The organism is Pseudomonadota bacterium, assembly GCA_039815145.1.
GTDB lineage: Bacteria > Pseudomonadota > Gammaproteobacteria > Steroidobacterales > JBCBZW01 > JBCBZW01.
Genome location: JBCBZW010000054.1, coordinates 1 through 14421, shown reverse-complemented (window position 1 = coordinate 14421; position 14421 = coordinate 1). Strand labels below are relative to the sequence as shown.

Genomic DNA, 14421 nt, shown 5'->3' with positions numbered 1-14421 from the left:
GCATTTCACCGATCGCTCGTGTAGCGTCGCGCCACGATGAAAGTCCTCACCGTTTCCACCCTCTACCCGAACAACGAGCAGCCCTCGCACGGCGTGTTCGTGGAGAACCGCTTGCGCCACGTGCTGGCGAGCGGCGAGGTGGAGGCGAGCGTGGTGGCGCCGGTGCCGTGGTTCCCGAGCACGCACCCCCGCTTCGGCGCCTACGCGGCCCACGCGCGGGTGGTGGCGCAGGAGACCCGCCACGGGGTAAACGTCACCCACCCGCGCTACGCCCTGCTACCCAAGGTGGGTATGCACTCGGCCCCGCTCTTCATGTACTGGAGCCTGGCGAGCCACGTGCGCAGGCTCATGCGCGAGGGGCTGGAGTTCGACCTCATCGACGGGCACTACTTCTACCCGGACGGGGTCGCCATCGCCATGCTGGCGAGGGCCCTCGGCAAGCCCTTCGTGGTGACCGCCCGCGGCACGGACATCTCCCTGATCCCCCAGTACCCCCTGCCCAGGAAGATGATCCGCTGGGCGGCCAACTCGGCCTCGGCGTGCATCACCGTGTGCCAGGCGCTCAACGACAGCTTGGTCGAGCTCGGCGTGCCGTCCGACCACGTGCACACCCTGCGCAACGGCGTAGACCTCGCTCGCTTCCAGCCGGTGGACGATCGCGACGAAGTGCGGCGCGAGCTCGGGGTGACGGGCAAGGTGCTGGTCACGGTCGGGCACCTGATCGAGCGCAAGGGCAACCACTTCGTGCTCGACGCCATGCCCCAGCTGCCCGACGCCACGCTGCTGCTCGCGGGCGACGGCCCGGACCGCAGCAGCCTCGAGGCCCAAGCCACCCGCCTAGGGGTTGCAGACCGCGTCCGCTTCCTTGGCCGCGTAGCCCACGACGATCTGCGCAAGCTCTACGCCGCCGCGGACGCCCTGATCCTCGCCTCCTCGCGCGAGGGCTGGGCCAACGTGTTGCTGGAGGCGATGGCCTGCGGCACGCCGGTGGCGGCCACCTCCATCTGGGGCACGCCGGAGGTGGTGGCGGAACCGGCGGCGGGCAAGCTGATTCCCGAGCGCACGGGGGCGTCGATCGCCGAGACCGTGAGCGCCCTGCTGGCAGATCCCCCGGCCCGCGAGCAGACGCGAGCCTACGCCGAGCGCTTCTCCTGGGATGAGACGACTACGGGCCAGCTCGACCTGTTCCGCGCCATCCTCGCCGGTGAGAAGCGCCCCCGACGTTAGGGGGACGCGGGTCGCCTCGGCTAGATCCAGTCGTCGACCTCGCCCAGCTGACCGGTCGCGTCTTCCGGCAAATCCAGTTCCCTCTGCTTGCCGTATTCGTTCAGGAACTGACTGGTCTTGTAGAGGCTCGCCGTGTGGTCCTTCAGGCCGCGGAACACCACGCTCATCTGCGAGCCTTCCTGGAACACGTTCTTCGCCTTGCCGGCGAGTCGTTTCACCCGATTCAGCCCGAAGCGTGACTTAGAGCTCGTCTCCTCCTGCAGGCTGTCCACGGAGGAGCCGACTACGCCCTCCACCGCCTGGTACAGCTTGCCCGTGGCGTAGGTGCCGGCCATGTAGGCAGCGCTCCCCTTCTGGAAGCGATCACGCTGCTCCGGCGTCAGCGTCTCCAGCGCTTCGGCCGCTTCCTCGATCTCCGCGTTCGCCTCGTCGGTGAGCTTGCGCTTCTGCTTCATCTGTCGCTTGCTGAGGCTGGTGCCGCCGGTGAGTAGCGCCTGCTGCTCACGCAGTTCGTCGGCCAGGGACTTCAGCTCCAGCGCTTCCGCCAAGCACACCTGAGAGCGATTGATCAGTGCACTCGCCACCGCGTAGTGCTGCATCATGCGGGCGCCGCTCGCGTCGCTGCTGTCGCCGTAAGCGAGGCCCGAGTAGTAGTAGCGCTCGAGGAAGGTGCCGATCTCCAGCCACTCGAGGTTCTCGCAATTCTCGCCCGTCATCACCGGGTCACTCGCCCAATCCGCGGCCGAATGGGCGGGACCTGCGAGTAGCAAAACGGCACCGAGGGCCACCGTGGCCCGACGCATCATGTTCTTCATTGCGCTTCCTTGAACGACGTCAGCGGATGTTGCGGCCACTGAGCTTGGCCACCAGGTCGCTGGCGACGCTCTCCGCCGCAAGCTTCAGGGCATTGTTGCGGGCCACCAGTTCGGAAGGCCCCTCACCGATCTTCGTGTCCGGGCCGACCTTGGCCACGGCCGCGCCGCGCTGGAGGATCGACAGCACTTCGCCCGTCACGGCCACGGCCACCCGGTAGTTACCGGTGGCCTTGTCGATGCTGCTCGACTCCACATCGAGGGTGCCCATCGCGAGGTATTGGATCTCCTCGTCCGTGCCCTTCAGACCGGCCAGGCGTCGATAGGCTTCGCGACGGGTGGCAGGGGAGACGTCGCGGCCCGTGGCGTAGTCGGCGATGAAGGCCTCCACGTTCAGGGTGTTACCCGTGTCGGCGCCCACCATGCTGGCTGGAATCACCAGGTAGCGCGCGTCGGTGAAGATATCGCCCATCGCCGCGTCCACCTCGTTGGAGGTGGAGACATCCCAGAGCGCTCGCCCCTCGATCACCTCCTCGCGCTTGGTCACGCCGGTGGTCTTCGATTGGCGCTTGGTCTGCGACGCCTCGTTCTCGCTGCGCTCGCGGCCGATGCCCTGGGTCTGCGACTTCTCTTGCGTGGCAGTCTTGCGTGATTCGTTGACCGTGCCCACCTGCTCACGCGCCACGAAGACGAACGTGAGGTAGGCGCTCTCACGCACGAAGGAGGACGCGCTGAGCAGGGTGTCGAGGAGCTTCGGCTCGTTGAGGTTCGCCCGTAGCACCATCTTGGCGGTGCGCTGCTGCTTTTCGAACTCCTCGCTGATGACCGTGTGCGAGAGGACGTAACCGCCGATGTCGGCGTCGATACTATCCTTCACGCGCTTATAGTTATCGTATTGGCTGGGTTGCTTCTCCGCCACCCAGGTCTCGATAGCGTTGCGCAGCGCTGCATCGATCAACTGCGCGCGCTCCTCCCGGTCGAGCTTGCGCCCCACCTCGAGGTCGGCCACCCCCTTTTGCTCGAGCGCGAAGGCCGCGCTCGCCAACAGGCTGGCGAGCAACAGGAAAAGGAGGGCGTAGCGCGGTGCACCGACACTCGAGGTCATTGAAACAGCTCCCCAGCTTTGCGGAATTGACTGAAACTCTCTTTCTCTCGCGCGTGCTGGGTGTGCCAGCGGCGAGTCGGTTCCTTGAGCTGTTCGATCCAGCTATCGAACAGCGCCTCTACGGCATCTTGATACGCGCTCCAGTCATCAGATTCAATCCTGGCCGCACTCGCGAGCTTGGGCACCTGGGTGCGGTAATCGCCCGCGACGAGAGCGCGTCCCGTCACCGGCTCGACGAAGCGTAGAAACGCTTGGGTCAGGAAGATCAGCTGATCGTCCTGCTCGTGCTTGGACAAGCGTTTGAGCTCGACGTGAAAGGCGTAGTCCGGCTCGGGCAGCTGCAGGTTGAACACCTCCCCGTTGGAGAAGCGACCGGGCAATTGATTGCCGAACGCGTAGCCGCGGGCGAAGGGAATCACGCTCACGGGCGTCTGCTCGGCGAGGCGAGCGCTGAAGGACTGGCCGAAACTCTGCAGCACCTGATCCGCGCTTTGACCCGAGGGTAAGACACCTAGCGTACGCTCGTGGAGGGTGAAGCTTGCGAGTTGGTAGCGAAGTCCGTCCGCCACCCGTGGCGAAAAGGCAGCGAGCTTCGCCGTCGCCTGCACCAGAAGCCCCTGATCCTCACCGTCGCCGAGGTAGAGCATCTCAGCGAGGCGCTTCGTTTCGGCGTCGATCGCATCCTCATCGCGCAACACGTGATTGATCGCTGCGCTCACCGGCACGTTGTCCACCAGGGCGCCGGTGGCGAGGTCGTAGAACAGGATCTGAAGCGATGCCTCCACGATCACCTTGGTGCGAAAGCCCTGGCGAAACGCGAAGCGCTCGCGGCTCACGCGTTCGCGATCGAGGGCGATGGCCATGACGATCGTGTCCGTGCGATCCAGATCCCCCAGCTCGAAGCGCAGCTCCAGGTGGGTCGGTCGAAGCGCCTCCAGCGCTGCTCGAACGTGCCGGTCCAGGGCCTGATCCTCGGCATTCAATCCTCGCGCGAGCGCGTAGTTGCTGTCCGCGTACTGGTAGTCCCCCAGATACGCAAGGCCCGCCACGTACACGGGTTGGGGGGCCGCCAACGCGGCGACGGATCCCAGCGCCAGGGCGAGTAGAGCACCACTGGCGGCTAAAGTAGACTGCACCCAGGCACGGAACGTGCTCTTAGCGCTACCTATGCGAGGAATAAGCTGTTGCACCGTCTGTTGATTTACCTGGTGAGCGGTCTTGTATGTTGTGCATTGCCGTGGGAATTATCGCACGCAGCGCGCGAATTCCGCCCCGCACCCCCGGGGCAAGAGTATCCCTTATCCCAGCCGTCGCAAATGATCGTGCAAGCGATGCTGGAGCAGATGGGCCTCGACTTCCCGGACCAGGACAAGGTCGATCCACCGTCCCCTGAGCCTCGCCCTGGACCTGGCCCGGCGCCGGGTCCGCAGCCGGCACCCAAACCGAGCGATGGGGAGGATGATTTCTTCGACGACGACTTCTTCGACGACGACGCCAGCTTCGACGACATGGTGGCCGAGATGGACGCGGAGTTCGAAGACACGGTGAAGGCGTGGGACGAGGAGTACGAGCGCACCGTGGCGCGCTGGGACAAGGCGCGCGCCGAATACCTGCCCAAGCAAGCCGCCTACGAAGCGGCGGCGATCCCCCTGGAAGGGGCCGATCCGTCGCTGCAGGCGGCCACCTACGCGAGCTTTCGCGTCGACCTCGACGCGATGCGCCCGGGCGAGTTCCACGTGCTGCCCAACGCGCTCAACCATGCCGTGAAAGACCAGGCCCAGCGCGGCACCTGCGCCGCCTTCAGCGGCGTTCGCTCCCTCGAGGCGATCGTGATTCAGCAAGGCGTGGAGTTGGACCTGTCGGAGGAGTATTTCTACTTCATCTCCAAACCCTCGTGCCAACGCGCCCCTTTCTGCGGCGCCGACAACGGCGGTTCGACCCTGGTCGGCGGGTTGCTGCAATCTGCGAATCAGCGCTTCGGCGCGATCCCGGGAGAGGCCTTCTGCCCGTACTCGCCGCGCAGGGACGAGCGCAACATCACCAACGCTCCCCTCGAGAACTGCCCGCGCGACGGCTTTGCCAAGCCGAGCGCCCTGCAAGCCGTGCGCAGCCTACCGGCACTGCTGAACGCGCTGCGCAACAACCAGCCCGTGGTCGCAGGCTTTCGCCTGACGCCCACCTACGGCAGAAACAAGGGCCTGGTGAGATACCACGATCCGAGCAACAACGTCGCGGCCAAGGGGCCGCACGCGTCGGGGCACGCGAATCTGCTCGTCGGGTACATCCGCCTGCCCGACTCGATGGCGCGCGAGGGGCGCTTCTGCGTGATCACCGCCAACAGCTGGGGTGAGGGCTGGGGCCGCGGTGGCTTCGCCTGCCTGACGGAAACCTGGCTGAGCAACAGCAACGCCGACTTCGCTGCCGTCCAGGCAGTAACGGTGACCGACGCAGGACTGCAGTACTACGGATTGCAGTAGCCTCTAGCCGGACGCTTCCGATCCGCACGGCAGCGTCCGGCCATCACCGGCGCTACTGCCAAACGCAGTCGCCGATCGTCGCGCCCTCCTGCAGCCGCCTGGCCACCCGCGGCACCGGCACCTGCTCGGTGCGCCTCCCTTCGCCGTCGGCAACGCACAGGATCAGGCGCCGGCCGAAGGTCTGCAGATCCAACACCACCTGATCGACGTGCTTGAGGTGTGCCTCGAAGTGACTCTCCCCAGGGTAGAAGCGCACGCTGGACGCGCCGCCAACGCGGGCGGCCGTGTCCTGCGCATACCCCTCGGCCTTGATCGAGGTGTCATCCCAGCCTTGGTAGACGAACACGGGCGCTACCACGTCGCCCAGGGCGAAGGACCAAGGCTGGTAGCCGATGGCCCGACTCGCACTGAGTCCCTCCGGGTTCTGGTCGAGTTCCTCGATCGCCGTCGCGAAGTAGAAGTCGACGAATTCGGTGCCGAAGTTCGCATCGAGAAACGCCACGTCGTTCGGGTCCAGAAACACGCGCGGCGGCGGAAAGAACTCGTAGAACGGCGCGTAGGCCAGGGGGTCGTCAATCAGCGCCTCGAAGTCCGCTTGCTCTCCGGTGCGCTCGGCCAGGGCGTCCTCGTAGCGGCCCCGCGCGGCCATGAGGTGCACGCTGCGCACTCGCTCGGGGAAGGTGGCGGCAACAGCGAGGGCCCCTGGCCCACCGGCCGAGAACGCCAGCACGGAGAAGCGCTCCACACCTAGCAGTGCGGTTATGCGCTCGACGTCGGCCACGTAATCGTCGAGCGTGTCGTCCACATCGAAGGTAGACCGGTTGGTCGCGCCCGTGCGTTCGAACGCGATGAGACGCACGTTCTCTCGGCGCAGGAATTCGTCCAGGGGCGAGAGGGCGCCGGCGCCCGTCGAGGCGGCGTGGGGGAAGCCGACGGCGAAGAAGAGGGGAAATCCGTCGGCGGCGCCCAGCTCGCTCCAGACGAGCGTTCGACCGTCGATGGTCTCACTGTTCACCGCGGGGAAGAACGGTGGGTTCAGGAGCCCATCCGCGGCCGCCGCGGGGGCCACGGCGAGGGCGACCAGCAGGGATGTCAGCGCCAGGGTGAGCCCCGCCCACGGGCGCTGGCTTCGTCGTGCGTTCATCATCGCGTACCTCCTTCGTTCGCGTACGTGCACGCCTGGAGGATGACGAGGGCACACCCGAATGGCGCCGCCGCCCTTTGAGAACGGCCGCGTGGCTTTGGGAAGCGACCTGATCGTGAAGGAACGGCACGACCGCCGAACGCATGCGCGCGAGAGGGGCAACACGAAGGTCTCGGGGTAGCGCGTTGAGCACGCCGCGGCACGACTCGGCACGAGCTCTCGGGATCCGGCCCGTCGAACGGTCTCCGCCGCCGGCGCCCTGCGGCGGCAAGCGGCCATCCGCAGGCAAAACCGCTCGAAAGGCGCGGCCAGCAGCCTACACTGGGCCACCATCATGAGGACCCTCACCATGCCCAATCGCGCCGCCCTGGCCATCGCCAGCTTGCTCACCCTCGCCGCCACCGCTGTCGCGGCCGGCGAACTCGTCCTCTCCGTGGAGGGCTTCAAGGGCCCCGAGGCGGTGCGCTACGACCCCGAGCAGGACGTCTACTTCGTGGCCAACTTCAACGGCGAGGTCAATGGCGACAGCAACGGGTTCGTCTCCAAGGTTTCCCCTTCGGGTGAGATCCTCGACCTCATGTTCATGACGGGCACCGCGCAGCACCCCTTCCACGCCGGTCGCGGCATGCTTATCGCAGGCGCTAGCTTGTGGGTGGCCGATGCACAGGGCGTGCACGAGTTCGATCGACGCTCGGGCGAGCACCTGAGCTTCGTCTCCCTGGCCGCCTTCGAACCAGGCTTTCCGAACGACATCGCCGCCGACGACGGGGGCCACCTGTACGTGACGGACACGGGCACGTCCGTGCTCTACCGCATCGCCGAGGGCAAGGCCACGATCGCGGCGAAGACGCCCTTCCGCGCCAACGGCATCACCCGCGGGCCACGCGGCGATGGCTTTCTCCTCGCGCCCTGGAGCGGCGCCGACCACGTGGCTGCGTGGCGACCGGGCACCGGTGACTTCTCCACCGTGGCCACCCTGAACGGCGGGGGCAACTTCGACGGCCTGGAGCTGGTGGACGGCAAGCTCTTCGTGGCCAGCCAGCAGGATCAGAGCCTGCACGTCATTTCCAACGGCGCCGACCGGATGACGATCGCTCTGGCCGGCAAACCCGCCGACCTTGGTGTAGATACCAAGCGTAAGCGGTTGATAGTGCCGTACGTTGCCCTCAACCGAATCGACATCATCACGCTCGCGCCCTGAAAGAGCGGAAACGGCAGTGATGCGACCTATGAGTCGTGCTCCTTAGATCAGGGCAAAACGCCGGAGCAACCTGTGAACCAGTTCTCATCTAGGCCGGGGTGAGGCGCCCTAGCATCACCACTCACACCCACCTCACGACGAGGACTCGCCGCCCGATGACACATGCCACGCCAACTCTCACTGCGATGATCGTTGACGACAGCCTGGTCGATCAGAAACTGGCGCAGCGGGCCCTGGAGAAGTCGGGCCTGGTCGAACGGGTGGTCTGCTTTCTCTATCCCGACGAGGCCTTGGACTTTCTTCGACGCAAGCAGCGACCGGAGATCGACGTGGTGCTCCTCGATCTGCACATGCCGCGCCTGAACGGCATCGATTTTCTCGAAACCGTGACGCAGGAATTGGGGGAGGAGTGCCTCGGCACGGTCGCCATCCTCGCGACCTCTCCTACCCCCGAAGACACGGCACGCGCCTTCGGCTTCTCGGCGGTGAAACACGTGATCGCCAAGCCACTGCAGGCCGATGATGTACTGCTGGTCTGCGCACCGGACCGCTGGACACCCGCCCACGCGCTGCTCCGCCTGCCGAATGACATGCGGCCTGAGTCCTCGCGCGCCGATTTACGAGTTCATTAGCCTGATCTCGGCTCGCCCGGTCGCCGCGTCGAGGCGAGCGCGCTCCTCCCCGAGGTAGAGGGAAAGGGCGTCGCGCGGCATGGGCTTGGAGTAGAAATAGCCCTGGCCGTACTGGCAGCGCATCTCCTTCAGGATCGCCTCGTCAGAGGCCTCTTCGATACCCTCCGCCACCACGTCGATGCCGATGATGCCGCCCACGGCAACGATGGTCTGCGCGAGCTCCTTGCGCACGCTGCGCGAGGCCAACCCGCGCACGAAGCTCTTGTCGATCTTCAGCAGATCGAAGCGAAAGCGATCGAGGTAGGACAAGGACGAGTAGCCCGTGCCGAAGTCGTCCAGGGCGATCCGCAGGCCGAGCCCGCGCAGGGCCGCAAAGCGCTCACGCACGGCGCTCTGGTCTGCCAGCAGCATGCTCTCGGTGAGTTCCATGGTGAGGGCGGATGCCGGCAGGCCAGCCTCACGCAGCACCCGATCGAGGTAGTCGAGGAGACCGGCCTCGAGGAAGTGCCGGGCGGAGAAGTTCACGCTCACGCGCATCTGCGGCCACTGCTCTCTCACCACGCGCACCGTATCGATCGCCTGCTCGAGCACGGCCTCACCGATCCTGACGATGAGGTCCGACTGCTCCGCCACCTCGATGAACTGCCCCGGGGGGATCACCTTGCCCTCGGCCGTCTCCCAGCGGGCGAGGGCTTCGAGCGCTACCGGCTCACCGGTCTCGAGATCGACGATGGGTTGGTAGTAGGCCTTGATCTCATCGCGTTCGATGGCGAGGGACAGGTTGCGCTGCAACTCGATGCGCTGGATCACCTCGCGTTGCATCGATTCGGTGAACAGCGCGATTTGATTCTTGCCTCGCGCCTTCGCCTGGTACATGGCGAGGTCCGCGTGGCGCAACACATCGGAGGGCGCATTCCCGGGGGCGGTCACCACCACGCCAACGCTCGCACTGGGCACGAACGACGCCCCGGCGATGTCCAGGTGCACGCACAGTTCACCTAGCAAGCGCTGTAGGGCCTTCTCCGCCTCCTCGGCGCCGGTCACCTCGGCGAGGATGATCGCGAACTCATCGCCGCCGAGGCGACAGGCTACGTCCCCTGGCCGCACCGTGCGCTGGATACGATCGGCGATCCGGCAGAGGAACTCATCGCCGGCGGCATGCCCGTGCAGATCGTTCACGGCCTTGAAGTCGTCCATGTCGATGAGCGCCACGGCGAGGGGCTCGCGACTGTGGGTGAGCAGGCGATCCAAGCTGCGCATGAACTGAGCCCGGTTGGCGAGGCCGGTGAGGGGATCGTGGCTGGCCTGGTACTCGATACGCGATTCCGCGGCTCGCCGCTCCGTGACGTCCTCGAGGAACGCGGTGACCAGCTCTCGCTCGCCGTGCTGGACTCGCGAGGTCGAGACGTTACAGGTGAGGGTCACGCGGTCACGGCGGCGCAGGGCGATGTCGCCGCTAAGCACCGTGGACAGCTTGCTCAGGGAGTCGTCCGCGCACAGGAAGTCCAGGGGCTTGCCCACGAGCTGCTCGCGCCGGTAGGCGAACATGCGCTCGGCCGCCCGGTTCGCAAACACGATGCGATGGTCCTGGTCGGCCATCAGCACCCCCTCCAGGGCATGCTCCAGGGTTTGCAGCAGGAGCACCTGCTCGGCGCGCTCCTCCGTGACATCCCGACCGACGATGATGGCGCTGCGGTTCGGATCCCCCGACACGCGCAGGTCCAGCGTGTGCGACACCCCGTCGAGCTCGATCACGTGTACGTCGGACGTGACCTCACCTTCCTGGGCACGCTGACTCGCGGACAGCATCTGCGCCAGCCAACCGGGCATCGTGGACAGGCAAGCGCCGATGGCGATTTCACTCGCCAACGGGGTCAGGCTCTCATGGTTGATCGCCAGATCAGCGATACACCCGCCTTCCATGCGAATGCGCAGGTCAGCGGCGAGCGCCAACCCCCGGTTCAGCTCTTGCTCCAGGCCCGCGAGGCGATGCGTCTCGGCCAGGGTGCTCTGCAAGCGTTTGTTCAACGCCAGCTGCTCCTGGGCCTGCACCGACCGCGCGTGGTTCATGAAGAGAAAATCGATGGACGCTTCGTGCGGAGCGAAGTCCGATTCGGTGAGACCCAGCGCCAGGAGGTCGTTCACCTCGTCGAACCAAGGAGTGATCAGCAGCATTAGGCGTCTGGGCATGATCGCGTGCGCTTGCCCGCGCAGGCGCCCCGCGGCTGCTTTGAGCGGGAACACCAAGCGCTCGCCCGCCGTGGCCCGGATCGCATCGAAGCTCAGGGTCTCACCTTCGTCGGGCGGATCGACCAGATCCCACAGCGACTGACCGATGAGTAACTCCCCGAACAGCTTCGGCGCCGAGGCGCCGCAAGCGCGCACGACAAGCGCGTCGTCCACTTCGAGGCAGAACGGGAAAAGCTCAGCAAGGGTACGCCCTGAGGCGTCACTGCTCACGCGTGGTGCCTAGAGCGCCAGGTGGAAGACCGCAGCGTTCTTCGCGTCGCTGACCTCGACACAGGTGATCGTGACCTCCACCTCGAAGCGCTCCGCCAGGCCGCTCAGCAAGCCCTCCACCATCGGCGCCAGCCCCTCGCGTTCGGAGAAGTAGGACACTTCATAGGTGGTGTCATCGAGCTGGGTGCAGGTGAACTTCGGTGGTTTCAACCCCATCATCGAGTTCTTCAGCCGACCGTGCATGGCATCCAGGTTCTTCAGAAACTCGGGCAAGGTGGCGCCCGACAGGGACATGAGCGGACCGTAGCCCTCCTGCCCCGTGAACAGCACCCAGTGCCGGCCGAAGCCACGCATGATGTCGTCTGGCGTGGTCTCCAACACGTCGGCCGCCGCCCCGATCAGGCGCACGGACACCGCATCGTCGTAGTCCTGCATACTGAGGAAGTCGTCCTCGGCCCAGTCGGCCTTGGTGCGAATGCGTTGCCAGAGATCCTCGCCACCGCTGGTGAGCGCGTAGTCTCGAATCCCCTTATTGACCAGTCCGTACATCGCCGGCTCCCGTAGTGTCTCCTCTCCGGGATCGGCTTGGACTAGACAAGGTTTAGGGCCGCCGCCTCGGAGTTGGAACAGGGCCCGCCGTTATGCCAACTGGGGCACCCGCGGCCTAACGATCCGCCGCCCAGGACACAAAATGAAAAACGGCGGGACCCAAGGCCCCGCCGTCTCTGGACGTACGCGTTTTGTGGGCGGGCACGCGATCGCCGCGCACCCGCCACCGCCTCGGCTCAGCTCGCCTTGGCCTCGGCCACCTCGGCGGCCATCGCCTTGCCTCGCGCCGCGGCGTCCACGAACTCCTCCTGCTGGTCGAAGTTCATGTAGTTGTAGATCTCCGGCGCCATGGAGTCGATCTTGCCAGCGTACTCCAGGTACTCGTCCTTCTCCGGGATCCGCCCGAGGATGGAGCAGATCGCCGCCAACTCGGCGGACGCAAGGAAAACGTTAGCTCCCTGCCCCAAACGGTTGGGGAAGTTACGCGTGGACGTGGAGACACAGGTGGACCCGGCGGCGATTCGCGCCTGGTTGCCCATGCACAGGGAGCAACCCGGCATCTCCGTGCGCGCTCCAGCCTGGGCGTAGGTGTTGTAGAAGCCCTCCTCCATGAGCTGCTGCTCGTCCATCTTGGTGGGCGGGGCCATCCACAGGCGCGTCGGGATCACTTCCTTGGCCGCTTCGAGCAGCTTGCCGGCGGCGCGGAAGTGTCCGATGTTGGTCATGCACGAGCCGATGAACACCTCGTCGATCTTGGTGCCGGCCACCTCCGAGAGTGGCTTCACGTCGTCGGGGTCGTTCGGGCAAGCCAGCAGCGGCTCGGTGATCTCGGACATGTTGATCTCGATCACCTCGGCGTACTCCGCGTCCGCGTCGGCGCGCATGAGGCTCGGGTTCTCGAGCCAGGCCTCCATGGCCTGGGCGCGACGCTCCAGCGTGCGCACGTCGCGGTAGCCGTTGGCGATCATCCAGCGCAGCATCACGATGTTCGAGCGCAGGTACTCAGCCACGGATTCTTCGGAGAGGTTGATCGTGCAACCACCCGCCGAACGCTCGGCGGACGCATCGGACAGCTCGAAGGCCTGCTCCACCGTGAGGTGCGGCAGCCCTTCGATCTCGAGGATGCGGCCGTTGTAGACGTTCTTCTTGCCCTTCTTCTCCACCGTGAGCAGGCCGCGCTGCAGGGCCGCGTAGGGAATGGCGTTGACGAGGTCACGCAGGGTGATGCCCGGCTGCATCTCGCCGGTGAAGCGCACCAGCACCGACTCGGGCATGTCCAGGGGAATCACGCCGAGGGCCGCACCGAAGGCGACCAGGCCCGAGCCCGCCGGGAAGGAGATGCCGAGGGGGAAGCGCGTGTGCGAGTCACCGCCCGTACCCACCTGGTCCGGCAGCAGCATGCGGTTCAGCCAGCTGTGGATGATGCCGTCGCCCGGGCGCAGGCTCACGCCGCCGCGGGTCTGGATGAAGTCCGGCAGCGTGTGCTGGGTTTCGATATCGACGGGCTTCGGATACGCCGCCGTGTGGCAGAAGCTCTGCATGACGAGGTCGGCGGAGAAACCGAGGCAGGCCAGTTCCTTCAGCTCGTCGCGGGTCATGGGGCCGGTGGTGTCCTGGGACCCGACCGTGCCCATGCGCGGCTCGCAGTAGGTGCCGGGGCGGATGCCCTGCCCCTCGCCGAGGCCGCAGGCGCGGCCGACGATCTTCTGCGCCAGGGTGAAGCCCTTGCCCGTGTCGTTAGGATCGACCGGACGGCGGAATACGTCCGTGGGGCCGAGTTCCAGCGCCTCACGGGCACGTTCGGTGAGGCTGCGGCCGATGATCAGGGGGATGCGGCCACCGGCCTTCACCTCGTCCAGGATCACGTCCGTCTTCAGACTGAACTCGGCGATCGTCTCGCCAGCTTCGTTCTCGACCTTGCCCTCGTAGGGCTTGAGCACGATCACATCGCCCATGGCCATGTTGTCCACGGACACTTCGATCGGCAGAGCACCGGAGTCTTCCACCGTATTGAAGAAAATCGGCGCGATCTTGCTGCCGAGCACCACGCCGCCCTGGCGCTTGTTGGGCACGTAGGGGATGTCATCGCCCATGGTCCACAGCACCGAATTGGTGGCGGACTTGCGCGAGGAGCCGGTGCCGACCACGTCGCCGACATAGGCCACGGGATTACCCTTTTGCTTCAACTCCTCGATCTGCGGGATGGCATCGGTGATGCCCTCGCGCGGGTTCTTGAGCATGGCCAGGGAGTGCAGGGGGATGTCCGGCCGGGACCAGGCGTCCTGGGCGGGGGAGAGGTCGTCCGTGTTGGTCTCTCCGGTGACCTTGAAGACGGTGAGCTTGATGGCTTCCGGCACGTCGTCCTTGGCGGTGAACCACTCGGCGTCGGCCCAGGATTGCATCACGGCCTCAGCGTTGGCGTTGCCGGCCTTGGCCTTCTCCGCCACGTCGTGGAAGGCGTCGAACATAAGCAGCGTGCGCTTGAGCTGTTCGCCCGCCAGGGCGCCCAGGGCGTCGTCGTCCAGCAGCTCCACCAGGGGCATGATGTTGTAGCCGCCGAGCATGGTGCCAAGCAGTTCGATCGCGCGCTCGCGGCTTATCAGACCGCAATCCGTGGCGCCCTTGGCGATGTCCGCCAGGAACGCTGCCTTCACGTAGGCGGCATCGTCCACGCCGGGCGGCACCCGATGCGTCAGCAGGTCCAGCAGCAAGGTCTCCTCGCCGGCCGGCGGCGCCTTGATAAGTTCAACCAGCTCAGTGACTTGCTCCGCGCTCAGGGGTTTCGGCGGGATTCCCTGTTGGGCACGTTCCTCG

The 14421-nt window shown here is 66.1% G+C and carries 11 protein-coding genes; 4 read left to right on the top strand and 7 right to left on the bottom strand.

Going from position 1 to position 14421, the window contains the following annotated elements; genetic code table 11:
- The first annotated feature begins 36 nt into the window (after positions 1–36).
- Positions 37–1227: a glycosyltransferase family 4 protein gene (locus AAF184_14295; protein MEO0423503.1), complete on the top strand. Its 1191-nt coding sequence runs from the start codon at positions 37–39 to the stop codon at positions 1225–1227.
- 20 nt (positions 1228–1247) lie between these two features.
- On the opposite strand, the gene AAF184_14290 is transcribed toward AAF184_14295, so the two are convergent.
- Genes AAF184_14290 through AAF184_14280 form a run of 3 tightly spaced genes read right to left on the bottom strand, consistent with a single transcriptional unit; the run spans position 1248 to position 4280 of the window.
- A complete protein-coding gene (locus AAF184_14290) occupies positions 1248–2042 on the bottom strand; it encodes a hypothetical protein (GenBank protein ID MEO0423502.1) in 795 nt (264 codons plus the stop codon).
- 19 nt (positions 2043–2061) lie between these two features.
- Entirely contained in the window at positions 2062–3144 is a 1083-nt protein-coding gene (locus tag AAF184_14285) for a hypothetical protein (protein MEO0423501.1), read from the bottom strand.
- Positions 3141–4280, bottom strand: coding sequence for a hypothetical protein (locus AAF184_14280; GenBank protein ID MEO0423500.1), 1140 nt, complete (start codon positions 4278–4280; stop codon positions 3141–3143). The genes AAF184_14285 and AAF184_14280 overlap by 4 nt, the downstream gene beginning before the upstream one ends.
- Before the next feature lie 180 nt (positions 4281–4460).
- Here AAF184_14280 and AAF184_14275 point away from each other — a divergent pair, with 180 nt between their 5' ends.
- A complete protein-coding gene (locus AAF184_14275) occupies positions 4461–5621 on the top strand; it encodes a C1 family peptidase (GenBank protein ID MEO0423499.1) in 1161 nt (386 codons plus the stop codon).
- A gap of 52 nt (positions 5622–5673) precedes the next feature.
- Here AAF184_14275 and AAF184_14270 read toward each other — a convergent pair whose 3' ends face one another.
- Positions 5674–6765, bottom strand: a complete 1092-nt coding sequence (locus tag AAF184_14270; GenBank protein MEO0423498.1) for an alpha/beta hydrolase — start codon at positions 6763–6765, stop codon at positions 5674–5676.
- A 349-nt stretch (positions 6766–7114) separates the two neighbouring features.
- On the opposite strand from AAF184_14270, the gene AAF184_14265 reads away from it, so the two are divergent.
- A complete protein-coding gene (locus AAF184_14265) occupies positions 7115–7966 on the top strand; it encodes a hypothetical protein (GenBank protein MEO0423497.1) in 852 nt (283 codons plus the stop codon).
- Positions 7967–8121: 155 nt separating this feature from the next.
- Positions 8122–8598: a response regulator gene (locus AAF184_14260; protein MEO0423496.1), complete on the top strand. Its 477-nt coding sequence runs from the start codon at positions 8122–8124 to the stop codon at positions 8596–8598.
- Here AAF184_14260 and AAF184_14255 read toward each other — a convergent pair.
- From AAF184_14255 to acnB, 3 genes are all read right to left on the bottom strand, one after another.
- Positions 8584–11058, bottom strand: a complete 2475-nt coding sequence (locus tag AAF184_14255) for an EAL domain-containing protein (protein ID MEO0423495.1) — start codon at positions 11056–11058, stop codon at positions 8584–8586. The genes AAF184_14260 and AAF184_14255 overlap by 15 nt on opposite strands.
- Before the next feature lie 9 nt (positions 11059–11067).
- Positions 11068–11607, bottom strand: coding sequence for a heme NO-binding domain-containing protein (locus AAF184_14250; GenBank protein MEO0423494.1), 540 nt, complete (start codon positions 11605–11607; stop codon positions 11068–11070).
- 236 nt (positions 11608–11843) lie between these two features.
- Positions 11844–14421: bifunctional aconitate hydratase 2/2-methylisocitrate dehydratase (gene acnB, locus AAF184_14245; GenBank protein MEO0423493.1), on the bottom strand; the 2578-nt coding region annotated here is incomplete at its 5' end.

What these genes read in the sequence shown, in the direction of transcription:
- AAF184_14295 (MEO0423503.1), top strand. Translation starts at nt 37, where the DNA reads ATGAAAGTCCTCACCGTTTCCACCCTCTACCCGAACAACGAGCAGCCC.
- AAF184_14290 (MEO0423502.1), bottom strand. Translation starts at nt 2,042, where the DNA reads ATGAAGAACATGATGCGTCGGGCCACGGTGGCCCTCGGTGCCGTTTTG.
- AAF184_14285 (MEO0423501.1), bottom strand. Translation starts at nt 3,144, where the DNA reads ATGACCTCGAGTGTCGGTGCACCGCGCTACGCCCTCCTTTTCCTGTTG.
- AAF184_14275 (MEO0423499.1), top strand. Translation starts at nt 4,461, where the DNA reads ATGATCGTGCAAGCGATGCTGGAGCAGATGGGCCTCGACTTCCCGGAC.
- AAF184_14270 (MEO0423498.1), bottom strand. Translation starts at nt 6,765, where the DNA reads ATGAACGCACGACGAAGCCAGCGCCCGTGGGCGGGGCTCACCCTGGCG.
- AAF184_14265 (MEO0423497.1), top strand. Translation starts at nt 7,115, where the DNA reads ATGCCCAATCGCGCCGCCCTGGCCATCGCCAGCTTGCTCACCCTCGCC.
- AAF184_14260 (MEO0423496.1), top strand. Translation starts at nt 8,122, where the DNA reads ATGACACATGCCACGCCAACTCTCACTGCGATGATCGTTGACGACAGC.
- AAF184_14250 (MEO0423494.1), bottom strand. Translation starts at nt 11,607, where the DNA reads ATGTACGGACTGGTCAATAAGGGGATTCGAGACTACGCGCTCACCAGC.